This window comes from Variovorax paradoxus, assembly GCF_024734665.1.
Taxonomy (GTDB): domain Bacteria; phylum Pseudomonadota; class Gammaproteobacteria; order Burkholderiales; family Burkholderiaceae_C; genus Variovorax.
In genome coordinates, this window is the sequence record NZ_CP102931.1 from 3120999 (window position 1) to 3143068 (window position 22070).

Below are 22070 nucleotides of genomic sequence, written 5' to 3' on the forward strand. Positions count from 1 at the left end.
CTGGGTCGAAACGACCGGATTCCCCCGGATGAGGGTTTGAAATGCCGACGAAGCGGCGGTGATTCGGGTGCCCGGGCGTGCGAGTCGAAGGGAATCGCGTTTTTCATGCATGCCCCTGCAGCGTTTCGACAGGATCGAGACGTGCGGCCCGCGCAGCCGGATAGGCGCCGGCAGCCAATCCGGAGACCACGGCCAGCAGTGCCGCGAAAAGCGGCGTCGTGACGTCGAACGCGTAGTCGATCCCGCCCAGCGCGAGCGCTCCCGCGGCGCCAAGGGAACCGAGCAACAGCCCGAGCAGCGCGCCTCCCGCACAGATGAGCACGCTCTCCACCAGGAACTGCAGGACGACATCCGCGGTGCTCGCGCCGAGCGCCATGCGCAGACCGATCTCGGTCTTGCGTTCCGCCACGGAAGCCAGCATCACATTGGTGATGCCGAGCGACCCCACCAGCAGCGCAACCCCGCCCAGCACCGCGAGGAAGCGCGTGTACAGCGATACCTGCTCGCGCTTCAACTCGCTGACCTGGCGCGCACCCATGGCTTGCGACGGCTGCGCCATCCCGTTTTGCAGGCGCTGCATCAGCGAATCGGCCATGTCGGGCGCGCCTTGGCGCATGCGCACCAGCAACTGCGAGGCCGGCATCGATTGCGCAAGCCGTCCGGCGGCCGGATAGGACAACAGCATGGCGTTGTTCATCTTGAACAGGGTCAACAAGTCGTCTCCAAAGTACGGCTCCAGCACGCCGGCGATGAAGAAGGTCTTTCCGCACAGGCTCAACGGAGAACCGATCTGCAGGCCCGGTTGCACACGGCGCAAGGCCTGCAGGGCCTCCGATCCCAGAACAACCCAGAGCTGGGCGCCGTCGAGCGGATGCGAGAAGCGTCCGGCGCTCAGCGTCAGGGAAAGGACGTCGATGAGCTCCGGCCCGGCGGCAATCACGCCGATATTGGCAAGCGGATCGGCGTCCGCGCCGCCGCAACTGTTCAGGCGCGAAACCTTGCTCACGGCCTTCACTTCGGCCATGTTGCGCACGATGCGCGCGGCAACATCCGTGCGTTCGTCCAGCCGGTCGAATTCGGCCCTGTCGACCTGCGGGCCGCCTGCGTCCGCCTGCGCCGAACCGACAGGCCGCAGTGCCAGCGTCACGACATCGGCACCCAGGCGTTCGAGCGCGCGCGTGGCCTGCGCGGTGACGCTGTGGCCAATGGAAAGCATCGAGACGACCGCGGCGATGCCGATGGCGACCCCCAACACGGCAAGCAGCATGCGGCGCGCGTTGTTGCGCACGGTCTGAACGGCGAAGACGAACGCAAGTCGCAGGCGTTGCGTGCTTCCCTTCAACGGATTACTGCGCATGGTGTCCCGCATGCGTTTCGATGCGGCCGTCGCGCATCGCGACGCAGCGAGGCAGCTGGCGAGCGATGCTTTCGTCGTGGGTGATCACGATCAGCGCGGATGCGTTGGCTTCGGCCGCTTCGAGCAGCACATCCAGCACGCGCGCGCCAGTCGCCGAATCGAGTGCGCCTGTGGGCTCGTCGGCCAGCAGGAGCCGCGGATGCCCCGCCACCGCGCGGGCAATGGCGACACGCTGCTTCTCGCCGCCGGACAGCTGCCCCGGTCGATGGGCCATGCGCCGCGACATGTCGACCGACACGAGTGCCGCCTGCGCCGCATCCCTGGCCGCGTGCGCAGGGAGCCCGCGGTACAGCAGGGGCAGTTCGGCGTTCTGCAGGGCCGTCAGGTGCGGCAACAGATGAAACTGCTGGAAGACAAAACCGATCGCTCGATTGCGCAGCTGCGATTTCGACAGCGGCGTCAGGAGACTCGTGTCGCACGCCTCGAACAGATACTGGCCCGACGTCGCGCTGTCGAGCAAACCGAGCATGTTCATCACCGTGGACTTGCCCGAACCCGAGGGACCGACCAGCGCCATCACCTCCCCGGCCTGCACCGACAGATCGATGCCGCGGACCGCCGGCACCTCTTCGTCGCCGACGCGAAAATTACGCGTGACGGCGCGCAGCTCGACCAGGGGCCGCACCGGCTCAATCACTCTCGCGGTCCTCGCCCAGCATGCGATGCAGCAACCCGGGCGCGGGACCGGCCTTGGGTCGGGAAGCGATCCAGACTTCGTCGCCCTCCGCCACGCCCGCGCTGACCTCGACACCGTCCACGTCCGTGCGGCCGACCTCGATCGTCTGCGTGCGTCCCGGGCCGCTCGCCCCCTGGCGGGCGACAACCGTCGGCTTGCCCTGCGTATCCCATGCGACGGCCTGCAAGGGCACCAGCAACGAGGCGGGGCCGGGCTGCGGCACGATCTTCACCGTTGCCAGGGCCCCCACCCGGAAGACGGGCGCGGGGACGGTGCCTGCCGGCGCGGGCACGAGCGCGGGCGGTTGCAGGAGAACCTGGACCTCGAACTCCGGCGCTGCCTGGATGCCGGAACCGCGTGGATCGCCGCCGCGTGCCTGCGACGAGATGCGCTCGATCACGCCCTGGAAGTCCTGCGACCGGTCGGCCGTCAGGGTCACGCTGACCGGCTGTCGCAGCGCGATGCGACCGAGATCGGCCTCGTCGACTTTCAGCTTGATCAGGAACGCCGTCGTGTCCCCCACCGTGAGCAGCACGTCGCGGCTGGTGACATACGCACCCTGCTTGAACTCCTTTGGCACGGCACCGCCCGAGGCGTCGCCCGTTTCGACCGGAATCGGATACAGCACGACACCGGAGATCGGCGAGACGAGTTTCGACTCGCGCAATTTCGCCTGCAGTTCCTCGAGACGGTTCCGCCGATTTTCCAGCTCCAGCGTCAGCACCCGCATGGCGGAGGGCGATCGCTTGAGCTTCAGGGTCGCGATCTCGTCCAGCGCTGCCTGCACCTGGCTTGCCATCCCCGTCAATTCCACCTTGATGCCGTCCACCTCGGTGCGCGCGATGATGCCCTTGTCGTAGAGCGTCTGCGTCTCGGCAGCACGTCGTTGCGCGCTCTGCAACGCACTGACCGCTGCGGCATGGCGCCGCATGGCGCCCTGGAACTCGGTGCCCTCCTCCAGGCGCCTTGCGTTGGTCACTTCCTGGGTCGCGCGGATCATGCCGATCTCCGCTTCGCGCAATTGCTGGTCGAGTTCGGTGCTGTCTACCTGTGCCAGCACCTGGCCCACACTGACCTTGTCGCCGAACTGCACATGAAGCGCCGACAGCCTGCCGTTGGCCGGCGAAACAATGCCGACGGCGCTCACCGGTTGCAGCACGCCCTTGAGCAGCAGGGGCTGCACGATGGACTGCCGCCGCACCTGCACCCACTGTCCCTCGGCGGATGCGTCCGCCCCTGAGGACAGCTGCCATGCCGTCACCACCGTTGCCACCACCACGATGCAAACGGCCACCGCCGTGCCTGCAGTTTTTCCAAACTTTCTGTGCATCTCTTGCCTACGGTGTGGGGGGAATCATGGCGCGCACCGCCGAGTCGACCTGCCACTGTTCGAGCAAGGTTCCGGTGACGCGCTGCAACTCCAGCTTTGCGGTGAAGACCGCGTACTGGGCCTGCACTTCCTGCGAGCTCGCCTGGCGCAGCCCGTCCTGTGCAAAGGAAAGATCCGTCGCGCTGCTGCGGCCGGCGCGCGCCTTCTCCACCTCGTCGGCCAGACGCTGTTTGGCCAACTCGGCTGCGCGCTGCGCCATCCGCAGCTGCTGCTCGGAGAAGCTGATGTTGACCAGGGCGTCGCGCGTTCCGGCTGTCACCGTCCGCACCTGTTCGGCCAGCGCAAGCTCAGCCTTCTCCAACGCGGCCTGGGCGGACGCGAGCGCGAACTGCTGGCTGGACTTGTCCAGCGCAATCGTCAAGAGCACGCCCACCCCCCGATTGACGGACGGCGAAGACACGGAGTGCCCGGACGCCACGTGATCCAGCTTGGCGTAGACGTCCAGTTGATTGCGCAATCCGTCGCGTGCCGCAATGAGCGAAAGCCGGCTCGACGCCACGCTGTCGCGCGCCAGCTGAAGATCCACGCGATTCGCCATGGCCGCTTGCAGCATCGGACCCTCTTCGGGGCGCCACTGCGAAAGATAGTTGCTGAACGAGTCGCTCAGTTCCAGCGACACGCGATCGGGGTCGACATCGTCGTCGTAGCGGATGAGGCGCAGCAGTTCGCGCCGCGCGACGGTTTCGGCTTGCCGGGCCTGCATCAGGCTGAACTCGGCCTGCGCGGAATCGGCATCGTTCTGCAGCAGTTCGGTGCGCGCGATGCGCCCGGCTGCAAGCAATGCGTCGTTGACCCGTCGCACCTCCTGCGTCCTGGCCGATGTCGCCAGCGCCAGCGAGACATTGCGCCTGGCCTGCTCGACAGCGAAGTAGGAAGAGATGCAACTGAACACGACGTCGGTCATGCCCTGCACGAAACCTTCCTGCGCACTCGCCAGCCCCAGGGCGGCTTGACGCTCCGCCAGCGTCACCAGCTCACGGCCCGCACCTCGAAGCAGAGGATGCGTGAGGCCGATGGAGCTTGTGGTCGTGCCTATTCGCGTGGTGCCCGATACAGCCGTCGGCACGCCTTCCTGCGGGACCGTGGACATCGGCACCGCACTTCGCACGACCGTACGGCCCACGGACGCAAGAAGTGTGATGCCGGTGCGCAATTTCCAGGATGTCGAGACAGCGCCAGAGGTCGATTTGCTGCTCCCCGCGTTCAGGCCGGCCGCACTCGCGTCGGTGCGATCGAACTGTCCCGTGAGCGTTGTTTGCGGCAGGAACTCGTGGCTGGCCAACCGGGCCTGCTGGGTCTGCAGGTCGATGTCCAGCTTCTGGGTCAGCACGCTCGTCGCCCGGCCGAGAACCTCCTGCAATGCCTGACGAACACCCAGCTTCAGCGACGGTTGAACAGGCGGGCTCGCACCCTCGACGCCGCCCTGGACAGCCAGGTCGGCAGCTCTCGCGTAGCCACCCACCGGCAGCAGCAGCACCCAGCCGGCGAGCGCCGACAAGGCAACCTTGCGGATCGACAGAGAGGCGCGTGGCGAAAAACAGGCGAGCAGCGCCTGTTCGATGCGGCACCCGGCGCCGCCGCGTGATCGAAATGACATGACCTGGGATGAAGCGAAAAATACTTATCTGGCGCCGACGGCCAGCATCGCTTGCATGACGGAAGTCCCAACGGAAACGTCGCCGAGCACCTGCTCCAGAGCCTCGCCGGCCGGACTTTCCGTGAATTTCCTGAACGCTTCGGCGCCCTGCGCGCTCATTTCTCGCGGGCTGGCGGGGTCGGCGTTTGAAGATGCCTGGAACCGCGCAACCTCTTGCCCGTTCGCGCTTTCGTAAAAGCTGGCGATTTCCAGGGCGTGCACCAGGGAAATTTTTGGTGCAATGACCTCGGCAGCCGCGGCCTCCAATTCCCGGTCGCCTGCAGTGCGCAATTTCTCGAGCGGCGCATTGCTGACGCCGCTGGATTTCAATGTCAATTCGGTCACCGCCCTGTATGTCTTGATGTACCCGCTCGCATGCATATAACGGCCGATTGCCTGCACTTTTTCGGCATTTGCCTGTCCGACCTCGGCCACAGGCAAATTGCGAGAAAAGTGCCAAACCCCTGCAATCAAACCGGCCAGAAGCAGAACCGCTGCGGAAAGAACAATAACAAGGCGATTGGGTTTCATGAAATTACAGAATGGTGCGAAGAATAATTCTAGGAATTCGAAGAGAAATTATTTTCCAGGCGACTCTGCGCCAGGATGTTGTGCAAAGTCGTTTGCTGCCGGGCCCTTTGCGCAGTGGAATTGGTGGCTGACGCTAAAAATTAAAAAATAGCTGAACTCACAACCTCAAAACAAGAGGCCTGCGTCTTCAAAAGACCGGATCAGTCAAACCTATTCGCGCAACCCGATAGGCACGCAATTAAAATTGCAATAAGACATTCTCATTAATCTTCATTTTCGTCATGCATTTGACAGTCAGCAACCATCTCTTCGATTTGGCCAAACGCGACTTTAATATTGCCGCCAAGCAACTTTCATTGGTAATAACACGTACGTTATTCCTGTCGAAGATCGTTGAATTGATGGTTTGTCCCATTTAATAAAACCGCTGTCCCTTTTTAGAAATAGACAAAACATTCAGCTCGGCCATTCACTTCAATTCGGTCCCGACGCCTTCGAATCCCGATGAAAGGAGCTGCTGCAATTTCGTGAAATGGCGTCTGCATAGGCATGCCGCACATGCCTTCCGGATGCGCTCTGCGCTTGACGCCCCGTGCATGCGCATCGAAGAGCGGTCACGCGGGGTTGATGAGAAAGGTGTCCTGCGCTTCGGCCGGGCCAAGAGCCGAATCCGCGGTCGGCGCTTTCCGTTGCCGTGTCAGCCGATGAGGGAGTGCGTCACTACGTCACCGTGAGGGGACGTGGGCATGGCGGGCTTCGGCGTGCAGGTGCGGCTGAAGAGGCCCTGGCGACAAACGCCTCAATCGGGTTGAAACCGGCGAACGGTCTCGGCCACGCGCCGGCCCAGGTAGGCGGCGGTTTCCAGATCGCTCGTGATGGGAGAGTCGTCCGGTCCCTGGTCGCCGTTGGACTGCGCCATCGCGCCCAACCAGCTGCCCAGGCGATTGAGGTCATGCACGCTGCCGCGGCTGGTGTCGTTGCCCGGCTTCAAGTCGAGGCCCACCCACACCATGCCGTGTTGCGCCGCAAACAGCGCCATCGAGATCAGCGAGTGCAACTTGTCGCCGTTCTGCGCACCCGAATTCGTGAACCCGGCGGCCACCTTGTTGCGCCACTTCATGTCGTTCCAGGCGGGCTTGGTCGAGGCCTCGCAGAACTGCTTGAAGCGCGCGCTCGGCGAGCCGTTGTAGGTGGGCGAGCCGAAGACGATGGCGTCGCTCACCTCGAGCACGTCCCAGGGGATGGGGCCTTCGGAAACGGCGATCAGCTGCACCTGTACGCCGGCCACCGCGCGGGCGCCTTCGGCCACGCTCTGTGCCTGCCTGGCCGTGTGGCCCCAGCCACTGTCATGAACGATCGAAATCAGCATCTGGCTTTTCCATGTCAGGTTTTCCAATGTCGTGGTGGCGTTGGCCAGCGTGGAATGCAAAGCCCAACTCTGCAATCTTTGTCGCCTTGAATTCCCGCTGTGCCGCCGTACCAGATGCTAAGGTAGAAAAATACGATCCAATGTAGAAGCGCATTCCCATGGTCGCTGGCTTGAATTCACCAATGCATCTGGCAGAGGCGCCGCTGGAACGCATCGCAGGAAATTCGCAGGCGCCGTGTGAGCAAACCGGTCAGTGTTGGGTAAGTCTCACAAAGATAGATTGGCAACTCTTGATGGGAATACGTTTTTCCAAGACGTTGATTGCTCGACGCACGCTGCCCCCAAGGTCTTGCAGATGAAGGTCGGATCGCACCGGTGACATTCCCGGTGAAGGTCGCCACCTGCAGTTTTTTTGACTGACGAGAATCACGAGGGGACGATCTTGGATCGCAGAACATTTCTTCAGGGCACCGCAGCCGGAGCCCTTACCCAGGTTCTTCCTGGATGCGCAGCGCTGGGCGAGCGCCCGGCCGATCTGATTCTGGTCAACGGACGGATTCATACGCTGGAACCACGAAACCGCGTGGTCTCGTCACTGGCCGTTCGAGACGGAAAAATCGTCGCGGTCGGAACCGACAAAGATACGGCGGCGTTTCGCAGCGACAGGACGAGAGTCATCGACGTGGACCAGCGCCTCGTGATCCCCGGCCTCAATGACTCGCACATGCACCTGATCAACGGGGGCCTGCAATACAACCTTGAGGTGCGCTGGGACGACGTCGAGTCGGTCAGCGATGCGCTTCGATTGCTTCGCGAGCAAGTGCAGCGGACACCGCCCGGTCAATGGGTCCGCGTGCTCGGCGGGTGGTCCGAATTCCAGTTCGTCGAGAAGCGGATGCCGACGATCGAAGAGCTCAATGCCGTGTCCGCGGACGTGCCGGTGATGGTGCTCCACTTCTACGACACGGCCCTGCTCAACAAGGCGGCTGTGCAGGCGTTGGGATACACCAAGGACACACCACAGCCAGCGGGCGGCGAGATCGTCCGCGATGCCCTTGGCACGCCCACGGGTGTCATCCTGGCGAAGCCCAGCATGTTCTCGGTGTACTCGGCCATGCGGCGAGCGCCTCAGCTGGATCACGGCGGGCGCTTGAATTCGCTTCGCCAATTCATGAGCGAGCTCAATCGACTCGGGATCACCAGCGTCGGCGATGGCGGTGCCGACAACAACCTCGAAGACTACGCACTGATGACCGAGCTCGCGCGAAACGAGCAGTTCACCGTGCGTGTGGCATGCAGCATGTTCACGTTCGCGGCTGGAAAGGAGTACGAAGACTTTGCGTCGTGGATCAAGCAGGTCAAACTGACCGACGACCCCATCTACAAGATCTGGGGCGCCGGCGAGATCCTGACGTTCTCGGCATTTGACTCGGCGAACTTCCTGCTTCCTCGCCCTGAACTGCAACCGACCGCGGAGAAGGATTTCGAGCGTGTCATTCGATTGTTCGTGGAGAACCGCTGGCCGTTCCAGTTCCACGCGACCTACGATGAATCGATTTCGCGCTTGCTGCCCGTGCTGGAAAAAATCCAGCGCGACGCACCGCTCGACAAGGTTCGCTGGTTCCTCAACCATGCTGAAACCATCTCGTCCAAGAATATCGATCGCGTCGCCGCGCTGGGGGGCGGTATCTCCGCTCACGACCGCATCGCTTTCCAGGGTGAAAGCTTCCTGCGCCGATACGGGCCGAAGGTCGCAGACCGGGCGCCTCCTGTGGGCGAGATGCTGCGAGCTGGCGTGCACGTGGGCTTGGGCACCGATGCGACGCGCATCGCGAGCTACAACCCATGGAAGGCGTTGCAGTGGTTCGTCACCGGTCGCACGCCGGGGGGCGTCCAGATGGTCGGCGCGGCAAATCGTCTCGATCGACTCGAGGCGCTGCGTCAGTACACGGTCGGAAGCGCGTGGTTCTCGGGAGACGAAGCGCTCAAGGGATCGCTCGCGCCCGGGATGTTTGCCGATCTGGCCGTGTTGTCCGCCGATTACTTTGCCGTGCCGGAGGACGAGATCAAGAAGATCGAGTCGGTGCTGACGGTGATGAACGGGAAGGTGGTCCACGGAAAGGGCCCATTTCGCGCACTCGCCCCGCCCCCGCTCCCTGTCGACCCCGCCTGGTCACCCGTGGCCGCAGCGCAGCAAGAGGAAGGCCGTTATCTCGGCGCCATGCGCAGCTCGACGCACCTGTGTGGTCATGCGCACAGCAATGGCGAAGCTTGCGGGGGTCAAGCGCACGTACACAACTGGATTCAGAGCGATGCCGGCTTGTGGTCGCTCAGTTGCAATTGCATGGTCGTTTGACGGAAGACCCTGCCGCTTGATTCCTGTCTCCCACGCCTGGAAACAGTTCGGGCATACCGATGCGATGGTTAGAAAAAAACTGCTTCTTGTGATGCCAGCTCGGCCGCACATGCAAGGTCATGACAACGACCAAGAGATTCTCCCCGCTTGCAGCCCACCGCTGTGAACCACCACTTTCTCGACTCCGCCCTTTGAAGGAAAAATAATGCGTAGCTACCCCACAAACAGCCCCGATGCAGCGAGCAGGATCGTCGCCCTGATGCTGATATCGGACGGTCACGTCAGCCGCTTGGAAATGGATGCTGTGCACGGACAGGACATCGAGCGCGAACTCGGTCTTGCGCAGGGCGATTTCGCTCGGGTGCTGCAGACCTTGTGCGAAGACTTGCTGATGTCCGCGCACGGGCATCGCTTGCTGACCGGCAGCGTCGACGAGGCAACCCTGGCCGCGATGATGGCGGAGGTGACCGATCCGGAACTCCAGCACAAGGTGCTTCATCTGGCCGACACGGCCGCAACTGCGGACAGACACGTCGCAGCTTCGGAGGCCTGGATCATGGCGTCCGCACTGAAGCACTGGCACCTCGTCGAAGTACCGGCACAGCACTAGGCTGCCTCCTCGCTGCGATGCGAGCCCGTGCGCAGCCTTAGACAGTACCTGCCTGGTGTGCGGCCGCCACCATCTGGCGCACCAGCGGGTGATGTTGCCCGCGGCGCGACCAGATGGCATACACGTCCTCGCTGACGTCGGGACAGTCTCCCAGCAGGCGCAGGCCCCGTACCAACCCGACGTCCTGGGCTCCCAGCTGGCTGACAGGAAACACGCCGAATCCGCGGGCCGCAAACACCGCCAGCAGAGCGCTGTCTTCGAACTCCCCGACAACGCGGGGCTTCACGCCGAGATCCTGGAACCAATTGTCCAGGGACGATCGCAGCGGCGAGTGAACCGTGGGCAACAGGATCGGGAGATCCTGCAGCGACTGCGGAAACCGGTCGCGTGCCTGTTTCCTGACCAGCGAAGCCGGTCCGTACCACTGCACCATGGAGCGGGCGATCCGTTCGCTGGTCAGGCGCTGATTCGGATTGCGCGGCGCCGCCTGAGCGGCGAGCACCACATCCAGCTGATGCAGTGCCAACTCGGACAGCAGTTCATCGAAGTCGCCCTCATGACACACCAGGCGAAGGTGCGGCGTCGCCAGCACCGGCTCCAGCAACGCATGTGCCGCCAGCTTGGAGATGCCATCGGACAACCCCACCGACAACCGTGCGGCCCTGGAGCTTGCGGCCTCGTGTACCTCATCGGCAATGCGTTGCCCCAACTGGAAGATTTCGTCGGCCCGCGCATACGTTGCCAGGCCGGCCTCGGTCAGTGCCACGCCACGGCCCGAGGGCTTGAGAAGCTGGTGGCCAAGGGTTTTCTCCAGATCGCGCACCTGCGCGCTGATGGTCTGCACTGCCATCTCCAGGCGGTCTGCGGCGCGGGCAAAGCCACCCTCCTTTGCAACCATCCAGAAATAGTAGAGATGGCGGTAGTTCAGCATGCACGCTTCAGTTCGAAAAAACCGAATGCTAAGTTCGTCCAAAGCTGCTGTCTATCGCGACGCGCCCTTTCCATACTCGGCGTTTGTCATCTGGAATGGACGATCTTCAATGTTCTACGCGATAAGCTGGTTTCTCTCCTCCGCGCTTCTGGCCTTGTGGTCGCTGACCTGCTGGGGTCTGTATGCGGTGACTGCCTGGGCGGTCTCCGGCGCTGGTGTTCTCGCTGGAGGCGCATCTGCCATGAATGCGGTTCCGGTGCCCGATTGGCTCAGGGGTTGGATGCCACCCGGGTTGGCCCAGGAGTTCGGGGCCGTCATCGCGTCCATGGGCTCGATGGTTCAGGCGGCGCTTGAAGCCGTGCCCGTTCTGGCCGGAGCGGGCGCAGTGCTGGCCTGGGCCGTCTGGGGCATCGGGGCCGTGATTCTTGTGGCGCTTGCAGTCGGGTTCCACGTCCTTATCGCTCTTCTCCAGCGCCGCAGGCCCAACGCCATCGCGACCGCCGCTGCGATCGTCCGATAACAAGGTCTCCAGGCGCTGCCGCAAGACACCTCGACTCACGCCACAACTCGAAAGAGCGGATAGGCAAAAGGCCGACGTGGCCCAAGCCAATGGCAAGCAGGCGCACTCCCCCCGCGCTCCTGCTTGCTTCGCAATCAACCGATCGTGACGATGAGCCGCCCGGTCACGCGGCCTTGCGCGCTCAGTTCATGCGCGTCGGCAATGCGGTCCAACGGAAAGGCCTTCTCTACCGGCAAGGTGAACGATCCCGCGGTGAACAGTGCTGCGGCGTCTGCCAGCGCCTTGGTCGATTCCGTCGGCTCGAAGGATGTCTTTGCGCCGTATTGAGGGGCAGACAAGTCTGCGATCGACAGGACGCGGGAAGGGTCGCCGGTGATCGCCACCAGTTCCGGAATGACGCCGGAACCCGCGATGTCGAGCGCCGCATGCACGCCCTCCGGCGCAAGGGCTGCCACCCGCTCGGACAGGCCGGGACCATAGGTCGTCGGGAGCGCGCCCAAAGAACGCAGGTACGCGTGCTTCGGCTCGCTGGCGGTGCCGATCGTGCGGATGCCCGCGGCCTTGGCAAGTTGGATCACGGCAGACCCCACCCCGCCGGCAGCACCGCTGACCAACAGCGCCTGCCCCGGCTTCACACCCACCTGGTCGATGATCCGTGCAGCCGTCTCGATCGCAACGGCAAAGCCCGCGGCTTCTTCATGGGAGAGCCCATCGGGCTTGGCGGCCCATTCCTGCAGGATCGCGTACTCCGCCATCGTGTGGTGCCCCTTGCCGAACACGGCATCGCCGACCGACACGCCGGACACGCCTTCACCGATCGCGTCGATGACGCCCGATGCATCGAAACCGCTGCCCGCCGGCAGCGCGAGGGGCATCATCTCGTGCATGTAGCCGGCCCGCAGTTTCCAGTCGATCGGGTTGATCCCCGCCGCTTTGACCGCGATCCGCACCTGGCCTGGGCCCGGCTCGGGCATCTCGACTTCTTCGATCTTCAAGACTTCCGGGCCGCCGTAGCTGTGAAACCGTACTGCTTTCATTGGGTGTTTCCTTGTTTGACGTTCGTGAATGGAGTGGGCATCGGAGGAGCCAACGGCCGCCGCACGCGTGCGGCCCAACCGCCAGTTCCTGTCCACGTACCCATTGTTCGACGGTCCATCCATGGTGCATAGTCCAGAAAACTTGGACACGATGTCTCACACATGGAACACTCTTTGGATATCACCACAGTCGCTGACTTCAACCTCGTCGCCACCCACGGCGGGTTCGGGCTCGCAAGCCGTGCCAGCGGCCAGCCGAAGGCCACGCTGTCTCGCCGCGTACGGGCGCTGGAGGAAAGCCTGGGCGTGCGCCTCGTCGAGCGGGGCGCACGCAAGCTGAAGCTGACGCCGGAGGGCGCAATCCTGCATGCGCGAACCGTCGATCCTTTCGGAGAGATCGCACAAGTGGTCGAGGAACTGAAGGCCGGCATCGGCCGGCCGCGCGGCGTGCTGCGCGTCAGTGCGCCACTCATGTTCGCGCATACCGCGATGGGCCCCCTGGGCGCGGCGTTCCTGCGCGCCTATCCCGAGGTGCGGCTGGAGGTCACCGCGGACGACCGCCTCGTCGATCTCGTGGGCGACGGATACGACGCCGTGCTGCGCTTCAACCCGCGGCCGGACGATACGCTGGTCGGCCGCCGCTTCATGAGCGATCAGCTGGTGCTCGTTGCGCCGCCCGATCTGCACCGGCCGCAGCCCGGGCCATCGGGCGATACCGAAATCCAGGCGATCGTGCGCACCGGCCGCGCCGAGGTGGGCCCGTGGAAGGTGGTCGACACGGCGGGCCGCGTGCATACCTTTCGCCCGCAACCCGTGCTGTGCTTTTCGACCCCGTTGCTGATACGCAGCGCCGTGCTCGCTGGCGCCGGCGCCGCCATGGTGCCGCGCTCGGTGATCGCAGAGGACATCGTCGCCGGACGCCTCGTCGAGTGGGGCGCGGCGCAGGCGCCTCCCATCGAAGGCTGGGTGCTGCACGCATCGCGGCGACTGGTGAGTCCCAAGGTGAGCGCCTTCGTCAACTTCCTCTGCGAGCACTTCAACTGATGCGCTGAGCCGCCACTTGGCGCCGGGCTGCGTGCATGCAGCCACCCGCATCTGCTTCGAACCCATCGCTGTGCAAGCGCCGACAGTCTTCGGCGAATTGCCGAGAAATAGCGTTCGCCCCCAAAAACTGGGTGATGCGAGACCTGTATTCGCCCGCTAGACCAGTGGGCGACGCAAATAAAAGTTCTATCTCTCATTGGCCAGGCGCCAAAGAGGCTTTCTCTTTTCCCGATTTTTGCTAGACCCAACCATCAGGGTCCGGCAGAACCTGCGAGATCAAATACTCACCCAATTTCAATTAGAGGTCAGGGTGTTTATTTAATAGGCCAAAAGCCGAACTTCAAACATCAAAACAACAAACCGCTACGTATTACCACCAATATGATCTAGGGAGTTCGACATTAAAGTGACGCCAGACCAATTCATCGAGACCGATTGCAGATCAATGTTGAATGGAATTTAGATGTGCAAATTCAGGCATGCCTCGGGGCTTCAAGATGCACATGGCACGGGGTGACTGCAATAGATCTCGGCGGCTCAGTCTGTCAGCTCGGAATTGTCGCGCGGCGGTTATTGGTCAATTCAATTCCACAATCAATCACTTACGCCAATTAGAGGATGAAAATGAATAGCTTCTTGGGAAAGTCATATACCGAAATTCAGGCGCACGAGAAAAAAGTCCTCGCCCTTCTCTCGCCAATCAAGAAATTGATCTTTACCACCTTGTTATTCGCCGCTGCCGGGGGGGCTCAAGCGGAAGCTGGCTACCGTGTTTGCGGCGTCATTTCCCTCAACACAAGCGGCGTTCGTGAGAACGTGGGGTTTGTGATGAAGGTAGGTAAAAAAGATTTGAGGCGTTGCACCGATCAATTGAATTCCGCGATGGGTTCATTTCAAGCAGTTGGAGGCACGTCCTCCATAGCAGGCCTCAACAGGATATGGCGCCGCGTTCGAGGTGGCAGCGTGGGTCCATTCGCCCAAAATCAATCTATTGGCAGAGTGGTGTTCAACATGGAAACTTGCGAGATCTTTACTTGGTCAGTAATTGGGGCAACCGCCGACAACTGCCGGCAGATGACTCCCAATAGGTCCTACGCGCTGGCCGCAGCAGAAAATGAGTTCAGGACCAAGTGAATCAGGGCAGCTGGTTTTTAGCCATTAAAGATGGCAGGCAATGGATCAAATTCATTTGCAATAAAACTGCGAGCTTCTGCGCCCAGTACGCTCAGGTGCGCGCAGCGGTCCGGTCCGCCAGCACAAGGTCCGCGCCCTTCTCGCCGATCATGACGGTCGGCGCATTGGTGTTGCCCGAGGTCACTGTCGGCATGATCGACGCATCGATCACGCGCAGGCGCTCTACCCCGTACACCTTCAGGCTGGCGTCGACCACCGCCATGTCATCCACACCCATCTTGCAGCTTCCTGCCGGGTGGAAGGAGCAATGGCCCTCGCGACGCATGAAGTCGATCAGTTGTTCGTCGGTTTGCACGTCAGGGCCCGGCACTCGCTCGGCCACGACGCGTGATCGCATCGGTTCGGTGTCGAGGATGGCCCGCAGCTTGCGCAGACCAACGAGCGAGGCCTGCACGTCGTCGGGGTGCGCCAGGTAGTTCGGCACGAACGCCGGCGCCTGCATCGGATCGGCCGACGTCAGCCGGACCTCGCCGCGCGAAGCCGGTCGCACGCGGTAGACCGACGCGCCCATCGCGTGGTATCCGTCCACATCGACACGGCCGGAATCCTTGTAGGTGAAAGTCATCGGGCGAAAGCTGATCTCCAGGTCCGCATACGCGATATCGGGGCGGCTCTTGACGAAAACGGCGGCCGACGACGAGGGCAGCGCCAGGTAGCCCTTCTTCGTCATCACATAGCGCAACCCCTGCCAGTACTTGCGCCAACCGTTCAGCGCCTGGTTGTACGAGCTGTCCGGCGTGCACAGCGCCTGGACCCGCAGCGAACAATGGTCCTGCAGGTTGCGTCCCACGCCCGGTACATGCGCGATGGTCTGCACACCATGGCGCTGCAGCGACTCGCCGTCCCCGATGCCCGAGAGCATCAGCAGATGGGGTGAGCCCAACGCGCCGGACGAGATGATCACCTCCCGCTGCGCCTTGTAGGTGTGGATGCGTCCGTCTTCGAGAACCTCGACGCCGGTCGCGACGCGACCATCGAACACCACGCGGCGCACATGCACGCCAGTGCGCACGACCAGGTTGGACCTGCTGCGCACAGGCGTCACGAAGGCGTCGTAGGCGGTCTGACGGATGCCGTCGCGGATATTGACCTGCACGATGCCTGCGCCTTCGTGCTCCAGGCCCGAAAACACATCGACACGCGGCACGCCGGTGCGGGTCGCCGCCTCCACGAAGTCCTGCACCGAGGGATGCGTGACCGACGGATCACCCACGTACAGCGGGCCTTCGCCCCCATGGCAGAGACCGGCACCACGCACATTGGTCTCGGACCGTTTGAAGTACGGCAGCACGTCGTCCCAGCCCCAGCCGGCAGCGCCCAGCCGCTGCCACTGGTCGAAGTCGTCGCGGTTGCCGCGAAAGTGCACCATGCCGTTGATCGCGCTGCATCCGCCCAGCGTTTTGCCTCGCGGCCAGTACAGGCGCCGGTCACCCATGGTCGGCACGGGTTCTGTGTAGAAGCGCCAGTTGTAGCGTTCGGACTTGAACAGCTTGGCCATGCCTGCGGGCGTGCGGATCCAGAAGTCGTCGGCCGGCGGGCCGGCCTCCAGCAGCAGAACGCGGCAGTCGGTCTGGTCGGAGAGCCGGCGCGCCAGCACGCAGCCAGCGGTCCCGGCTCCGGCGATGATGTAGTCGTAGATTTCTGAGTTCACGAAGACACGGGGAGCAATAGGGATGCCAGCCCACCCCACCGGGTCGGGAATGGGCTTGCAGAGGGCATGGAGCCAAGTGGACCCTGCAATGGCCCTGTGCCATGTACGCGAGGGCGACGCAGGCCACGCAGAATGTCCACGGCAAACACAAACGGCCACCCGCAACACCTGTGTTTCCCTGGCGCTCGTGTCGGCACGGTAGTTGCACAAAAAACGCGCAGGACAGCGCTCGTTGCAAGCCTGCCTCCACGATCCCATGAACAAGACCCTCTACGACAAGATCTGGAATGCACACGCCATCACGCAGGGCGACGATGGCCAGACATTGCTGCACGTGGCGCGCCACCTCGCCCACGACGGCTCCGGCCATGCCTTCGATTTCCTGCAGGCCCGCGGCCTCGGCGTGCGCCGTCCCGATCAGGTCTTTGCCACGCCCGACCATGGCGTCTCCACGCGCAGCCATGACATTGCGGCCATCGCCGATGGGGATCAACGTCACGTGGTCGAACTTTTGGCGCGCAATACACGCAAGTTCGGCATCGTCCATTTCGGGCTCGACGATCCCCGGCAGGGCATCGTCCACGTCGTGGGTCCGGAACAGGGCATCACGCAGCCGGGCATGGTGCTGGTCTGCGGCGATTCGCACACCTCCACGCACGGGGCGCTGGGCGCGCTCGGATTCGGGCTTGGGGCCAGCGACATCCTGCATGTGTTGGCGACCCAGGCGACCTGGCAGCAGCGCTCGAAGACCATGCGCATCACGGTGGATGGCGTCTTGCCGTCGAGGGTCACGGCCAAGGACGTGATCCTGTCCATCATCGCCAAGGTCGGCGCCAATGGCGCTGCCGGTCATGTGATCGAATACGCCGGCTCGACGATCCGCGCCATGTCCATCGAACAGCGCCTGACCGTCTGCAACATGTCGATCGACGCCGGGGCCCGAGCCGGGATGGTGGCACCTGACGAAACCACCTACGCCTATCTGAAGGGACGGCCGTTCGCACCTGCGGGCGTGCAGTGGGACAAGGCCCTGGTCTACTGGCGCACGCTGCCATCCGACGCCGATGCCGTATTCGACCGCGAGGAGTCGCTCGACGCGCGCACGCTCGCGCCCATGGTGACCTGGGGCAACAGCCCGGAGGACGCCATTCCCGTCGACGCCTGCGTGCCGGACCCCGAGGCCGAGATCGATCCGCAGCGCCGCGCCGCCATGCGCAAGGCACTGGACTACATGAACCTGGCGCCGGGCACCCCGATGACCGACATCGTCATCGACCAGGTCTTCATCGGCTCGTGCACCAATGCTCGGCTGGAAGACCTGCGCACGGCCGCCGATGTTGTTCGCGGCGGCCGTGCCGCAGTGCCGACGCTGGTCGTTCCTGGCTCCTCCCAGGTCAAACTGGCAGCCGAAGCCGAAGGGCTGGACCGTGTCTTCCGCGACGCGGGCTTCGAGTGGGGCGAGTCCGGCTGCTCCATGTGCGTCGCGATGAACGGCGACGTGGTCGCCCCCGGCAGGCGCTGTGCATCGACCTCGAACCGCAGCACCACCGACCGGCAGGGCAAAGGCAGCCGCACACACCTGCTCAGCCCGGCCATGGCGGCGGCTGCGGCGCTCACCGGCCGCATCACCGATGTGCGCACGTTGAAAGGCTGACATGCAGGCATTCACCATTCTCGAAGGCATCGCAGCTCCGCTGGAAATGGCCAACGTGGATACGGGTCAGATCCTGCCAGCTCGGTTCCTGCGCCGACCGCGGCAGGAGGGTTTCCAGGACTTCCTGTTCCGCGACATGCGTTTCGACGAAGCCGGACAGGAGTTATCGGCCTTCGTGCTCAACCAGATGCAGTACCGCGCGGCCGCGATCCTCGTGGCGGACCAGAACTTCGGCGCAGGCTCCAGCCGCGAGCAGGCCGCCTGGGCATTGATAGACTACGGCATCCGCTGCGTGATCGCGGAGGACTTCGGCGACATCTTCCATGCCAACGCGTTCAAGACAGGCTTGTTGCCGGTGCGGCTGGACCTCGCGATCTGCAGACGTCTGCGCGAGCAACTGGCTGCGGCCCCCGGCCGTCCACTGCGCATTGACCTTCTCGAACAACGCGTGACCGGGCCCGACGGCAGCGTCTACGCCTTCGAGGTCGATGCGTTCCGCAAGCGCTGCCTGGTCGAGGGGTTGGATGACATCGGCCTGACCCTGCAATACGAGCCCACGATTGCTGCCTTCGAGCAGGCCTATCGCCAACGCTTCGACTGGCTTTTCAGTCCGCCCCCAGACGCACCCGGGATGCGGTAAGCAGTCATCGCCTCGCTGGCATGCACGGCTACGCGACGCCCCTTCGTGCGGCGAACCGCACGAAGGGGGCGATGCCATCCGCTCGCACCGGATGCCCCTCAAAGATCAGTGGCTCGGCTTGCGGCCCTCCGGCCGCTGGCTGCTGCCCCCTCTACTCACGCGGCAGCGCCAGATCGTTCACCAGCTTCGTCAGTGAAGTCGCCTCGTCCCGAACGAAGCGCGTGAACTCGTCGGGACTCATGGTCATGACCTCCGAACCCTCATCGCGAAAACGCTTTTTCAACTCGGGCTTGGACAACGCGAAAACCAGCGCCTCCGACAGTTTCTGCACCACGTCCTTCGGCGTACCCGCTGGCGCGAGCAAGCCCATCCAGAGGTAGAAGCTGTAGCCAGGCGCCCCTTGCTCGGCGATCGTCGGCACATCGGGCAGCAGATCCAGGCGGGTGGTACCCGACGAGCCCAGCGCCTTGAGTTGCCCCGCGCGCAGCATCGACGATGCGCTGCCATACGCCTCCATGAGCAGTCCCACACGTCCGGCAATCAGATCGGGCCAGGCCGCGGAATTTCCCTTGTATGGAATGTGCTGCAGGTTCACGCCAGCGCGGTGGCCGAACATCGCCGCCGCCAGATGGGTCGTGCTGCCGCTGCCTGCCGACGCATAGGTCAAGGTGCCCGGCTTTGCCTTTGCACGGGCCAGCCATTCCGGCAAAGTTTTGTCCGGCGCATTGGGCGACGTCAGCAGCAGAAACTGCGAGCGCGTCATGGGACCGATGCCCGCAAAGTCCTTCGCCACGTCATAACCAGGCTCCCGACTCACCGCTTGCTGGACTGCAATGGTGTTCACGGATGCCAACAGCGTGTAGCCATCGGCCGGCGATGCCTTGACGGCGCGGATCGCGACCAGGCCACCGGCGCCGACGCGATTTTCGATGATCACGGGCTGGCCGAGCCGTTCGCCCATTTCCTTGGCGACAACGCGTGTCGTCACATCGAGTGAGCCTCCCGGCGCGGACGTCACGATGATGCGGATCGGCTTGGTAGGAAAAGTGTCGGCAGCAGACACCTGCGCCGTGCCGGCGAAGGCCAGCGCCATCACCATGGTCAGCAGTGGCCGGCGATTCTGAATCTTCATGTTGTCTCCTTCAATGTAGCGATAGGTCCGTACAGAGGAGCTCTCGGCAAGCTCCGGACTCAACAACGCATTTGGCGCATACGGAAAGGGCTGAGTCGGACTTACCTGTGCAATCCACATGCCATGAAGAAGCGCTCGCTTATTGATGATCTTTCCCCTCTTCTGCTCGCTGCGAACACACCCTGATCGCGCTGAAGACACCCGATGCGCGACGCACTGTTGCAGGCGCGCCAGTGAACAACGCCGGGCACATCGAAGCCCGTGCGAGGCAAAGCTGTCGACGGTCGGCGAGTTGGATGACGCGGCCCCAGATGCTCCAAGCGGCGCTCGACGGCCACGGCCTCGCCTTCGTTCCTGAAGACTTGGCCCGGTCGCATATCAACGCAGGAAGGCTGCAGCTCGTTCTCGAAGACGGGTTGGCACGCATGTGTTTGCGGCAACCACGGTTGTGTCCATCACGGACAGAATTCCAGCGTCTCGACGACGTGTCGCAGGCAGATCTCGCAGGCACACGTTTTGCGGATTGATCGCAGGCCAGTCGAGCGCGCTCATGCGCCGGCCGGTTCGTGCAAACAAATCCACAACGATCCGTGCTTATCGAGAAATGATCCGCGACGACATCCTCACCATCGTGCAGGAGCTCGACGAGTGGGAGCCACTGTCGCTCTCGACCCAGGTGGATGCCTGATCTGCAGGCAGCACCACACCGCCACCCATCAACAGAAAAATCGACATGACCATGCACGAGACGCCATCCCTCCCCCATCACCCCAGCCCGGAGCAACGCAAGGCCTTGGATTGGCTCAAGAGCGGCCCCAAGGGGCTGCTGATCGGCGGCAAATGGGTCCAAGCCCAGTCGGGCAAGACCTTTGAAACGACCAATCCTGCGACCGAGGAAGTTCTGACCACCGTGGCCGAGGCTGACAGCGCCGACATCGATGCCGCCGTCGTCGCGGCGCGTCGCGCGTTCGATGCGCCAACCTGGAGCGGCATCTCGCCGCACGCACGCGCCCACCTGCTCCTGAAGATCGCCGATGCGGTCGAGCGTCACGCACAGGAACTCGCGTACCTCGAAACCCTGGACATGGGCGCACCGCTGTCCGACAACATCGGCCGCGCCGCGCAAGTCGCCACGATCTTCCGCTATTACGCGGGATGGACCTCGAAGATCTGCGGCACCACCAACCCGACGGACGCTGCCCGCTTCCAGTACATGTTGCGCGAGCCGGTGGGCGTTTGCGCGCTGATCAATGCCTGGAACGTGCCGCTGGTGATGGCGGCCAACAAGATCGCGCCGGCGCTGGCTTGCGGCAATACAGCCTTGCTCAAGCCGGCAGAACAGGCACCGCTGACCACCTTGCGGCTTGCCGAACTGATCGAAGAGGTTGGCCTGCCGCCTGGTGTCCTGAACATCTTGCCGGGCTACGGCGCCACGGCGGGTGCTGCGATGTCGGCGCACGGCGGCATCGACAAGGTCGCTTTCACGGGCTCCACCGCGGTAGGCCGCCAGGTGCTGCAGGCGTCCGCCGGCAATCTCAAGCGGGTATCGCTGGAACTCGGCGGGAAGTCACCGAACATTGTCTTCCCGGACGCGGATCTGGACCGCGCACTTGCGGTCGCCGTTGACACCTTCTGCAAGAACTCCGGCCAGATTTGCTCGGCGGGAACTCGCTTGTTCGTACACGAAAGCCTCCACGAAGAAGCGGTGGAGCGTGTGGCGAGACTGGCAGCGACCTACAAGGTCGGGTCGCCGCTGGATGCCGACACGAAGCTTGGCCCGCTGATCTCCCAGAGACAGATGGAGCGCGTACTGGGCTATGTCGACGCGGGGAAGAACGAAGGCGCGCAACTGGCTGTGGGCGGGCAGCGCAAGGGCAACGTCGGCTACTTTGTCGAGCCCACTGTATTCGGGAATGTCTCCAATGAAATGACCATCGCGCGCGAAGAAATTTTCGGGCCAGTGCTGTCCATCATCCCGTTCAAGGACGAGCACGATGCAGTCTTCAAGGGCAACGACACGGAATACGGTTTGGCCGCCGCTGTCTGGACGCGTGACGTCAGTCGTGCACACCGCGTGGCGCGCGCGCTCAAGGCCGGTCGGGTCTGGATCAACACCTACGCGGAAGGCGACCCGGTGATGTCTTTCGGCGGCTACAAGCAGTCTGGCTATGGTCGCGAACTGGGCGCAGAGTCCATCGAGGCCTATACGCAGACCAAGTCGATTCTGATGCGGTTGTAAGGTCAGGACCGACCGCCCCTGACTGAGCCTGCCGGCATGGCGG

General features: G+C 63.4%; 20 protein-coding genes. 9 read left to right on the forward strand and 11 right to left on the reverse strand.

Going from position 1 to position 22070, the window contains the following annotated elements:
• Positions 1 to 103: 103 nt before the first annotated feature.
• The 7 genes from NWF24_RS14705 to NWF24_RS14735 form a co-directional block, all read right to left on the reverse strand.
• Complete coding sequence (locus NWF24_RS14705; protein ID WP_258354802.1) at positions 104 to 1369, reverse strand: ABC transporter permease; 1266 nt, start codon at positions 1367 to 1369, stop codon at positions 104 to 106.
• Positions 1347 to 2054, reverse strand: a complete 708-nt coding sequence (locus tag NWF24_RS14710; RefSeq protein WP_258354803.1) for an ABC transporter ATP-binding protein — start codon at positions 2052 to 2054, stop codon at positions 1347 to 1349. Before NWF24_RS14710 ends, NWF24_RS14705 begins: the two co-directional genes overlap by 23 nt.
• Positions 2047 to 3423, reverse strand: a complete 1377-nt coding sequence (locus tag NWF24_RS14715; protein WP_258354804.1) for an efflux RND transporter periplasmic adaptor subunit — start codon at positions 3421 to 3423, stop codon at positions 2047 to 2049. The genes NWF24_RS14710 and NWF24_RS14715 overlap by 8 nt, the downstream gene beginning before the upstream one ends.
• A gap of 7 nt (positions 3424 to 3430) precedes the next feature.
• On the reverse strand, positions 3431 to 5080 hold the full coding sequence (locus NWF24_RS14720; RefSeq protein ID WP_258354805.1) for a TolC family protein: 1650 nt from the start codon (positions 5078 to 5080) through the stop codon (positions 3431 to 3433).
• Between the two features lie 24 nt (positions 5081 to 5104).
• On the reverse strand, positions 5105 to 5650 hold the full coding sequence (locus NWF24_RS14725; protein WP_258354806.1) for a hypothetical protein: 546 nt from the start codon (positions 5648 to 5650) through the stop codon (positions 5105 to 5107).
• Between the two features lie 799 nt (positions 5651 to 6449).
• A complete protein-coding gene (locus NWF24_RS14730; RefSeq protein ID WP_258354807.1) occupies positions 6450 to 7019 on the reverse strand; it encodes a flavodoxin family protein in 570 nt (189 codons plus the stop codon).
• Positions 6997 to 7233 carry a hypothetical protein gene (locus NWF24_RS14735; protein ID WP_258354808.1) on the reverse strand — a complete coding sequence of 79 codons (237 nt, stop codon included), beginning with the start codon at positions 7231 to 7233 and terminating at the stop codon, positions 6997 to 6999. Before NWF24_RS14735 ends, NWF24_RS14730 begins: the two co-directional genes overlap by 23 nt.
• A 300-nt stretch (positions 7234 to 7533) precedes the next feature.
• On the opposite strand from NWF24_RS14735, the gene NWF24_RS14740 reads away from it, so the two are divergent.
• A complete protein-coding gene (locus tag NWF24_RS14740; protein ID WP_258355296.1) occupies positions 7534 to 9375 on the forward strand; it encodes an amidohydrolase in 1842 nt (613 codons plus the stop codon).
• 205 nt (positions 9376 to 9580) lie between these two features.
• Positions 9581 to 9985 (forward strand): TerB family tellurite resistance protein, encoded by a 405-nt coding sequence (locus tag NWF24_RS14745; protein WP_258354809.1) that lies wholly within the window; start codon positions 9581 to 9583, stop codon positions 9983 to 9985.
• A 37-nt stretch (positions 9986 to 10022) separates the two neighbouring features.
• Here the strand turns inward: NWF24_RS14745 and NWF24_RS14750 are convergent, their stop codons facing one another.
• Entirely contained in the window at positions 10023 to 10916 is an 894-nt protein-coding gene (locus NWF24_RS14750) for a LysR substrate-binding domain-containing protein (protein ID WP_258354810.1), read from the reverse strand.
• A gap of 109 nt (positions 10917 to 11025) precedes the next feature.
• Here NWF24_RS14750 and NWF24_RS14755 point away from each other — a divergent pair, with 109 nt between their 5' ends.
• On the forward strand, positions 11026 to 11436 hold the full coding sequence (locus NWF24_RS14755) for a hypothetical protein (RefSeq protein WP_258354811.1): 411 nt from the start codon (positions 11026 to 11028) through the stop codon (positions 11434 to 11436).
• Positions 11437 to 11570: 134 nt separating this feature from the next.
• On the opposite strand, the gene NWF24_RS14760 is transcribed toward NWF24_RS14755, so the two are convergent.
• Positions 11571 to 12473 (reverse strand): NADP-dependent oxidoreductase, encoded by a 903-nt coding sequence (locus tag NWF24_RS14760; RefSeq protein ID WP_258354812.1) that lies wholly within the window; start codon positions 12471 to 12473, stop codon positions 11571 to 11573.
• Positions 12474 to 12647: 174 nt separating this feature from the next.
• Between NWF24_RS14760 and NWF24_RS14765 the strand changes: the two genes are divergently transcribed.
• Both NWF24_RS14765 and NWF24_RS14770 read left to right on the forward strand, forming a co-directional pair.
• Positions 12648 to 13517, forward strand: a complete 870-nt coding sequence (locus NWF24_RS14765; protein ID WP_258354813.1) for a LysR family transcriptional regulator — start codon at positions 12648 to 12650, stop codon at positions 13515 to 13517.
• Positions 13518 to 14141: 624 nt separating this feature from the next.
• A complete protein-coding gene (locus NWF24_RS14770) occupies positions 14142 to 14651 on the forward strand; it encodes a hypothetical protein (protein WP_258354814.1) in 510 nt (169 codons plus the stop codon).
• 91 nt (positions 14652 to 14742) lie between these two features.
• Here NWF24_RS14770 and NWF24_RS14775 read toward each other — a convergent pair whose 3' ends face one another.
• Positions 14743 to 16362: a GMC family oxidoreductase gene (locus NWF24_RS14775; protein ID WP_258354815.1), complete on the reverse strand. Its 1620-nt coding sequence runs from the start codon at positions 16360 to 16362 to the stop codon at positions 14743 to 14745.
• Between the two features lie 256 nt (positions 16363 to 16618).
• Between NWF24_RS14775 and leuC the strand changes: the two genes are divergently transcribed.
• Positions 16619 to 18016, forward strand: coding sequence for a 3-isopropylmalate dehydratase large subunit (gene leuC / locus NWF24_RS14780; protein WP_258354816.1), 1398 nt, complete (start codon positions 16619 to 16621; stop codon positions 18014 to 18016).
• Between the two features lies 1 nt (position 18017).
• Positions 18018 to 18656 carry a 3-isopropylmalate dehydratase small subunit gene (gene leuD / locus NWF24_RS14785; protein ID WP_258354817.1) on the forward strand — a complete coding sequence of 213 codons (639 nt, stop codon included), beginning with the start codon at positions 18018 to 18020 and terminating at the stop codon, positions 18654 to 18656.
• 151 nt (positions 18657 to 18807) lie between these two features.
• Here leuD and NWF24_RS14790 read toward each other — a convergent pair whose 3' ends face one another.
• Positions 18808 to 19788 (reverse strand): Bug family tripartite tricarboxylate transporter substrate binding protein, encoded by a 981-nt coding sequence (locus NWF24_RS14790; protein ID WP_258354818.1) that lies wholly within the window; start codon positions 19786 to 19788, stop codon positions 18808 to 18810.
• 523 nt (positions 19789 to 20311) lie between these two features.
• Here NWF24_RS14790 and NWF24_RS14795 point away from each other — a divergent pair.
• Both NWF24_RS14795 and NWF24_RS14800 read left to right on the forward strand, forming a co-directional pair.
• Positions 20312 to 20476, forward strand: a complete 165-nt coding sequence (locus tag NWF24_RS14795; protein ID WP_258354819.1) for a hypothetical protein — start codon at positions 20312 to 20314, stop codon at positions 20474 to 20476.
• Positions 20477 to 20521: 45 nt separating this feature from the next.
• Positions 20522 to 22027, forward strand: a complete 1506-nt coding sequence (locus tag NWF24_RS14800; RefSeq protein WP_258354820.1) for an aldehyde dehydrogenase family protein — start codon at positions 20522 to 20524, stop codon at positions 22025 to 22027.
• Positions 22028 to 22070: the final 43 nt, after the last annotated feature.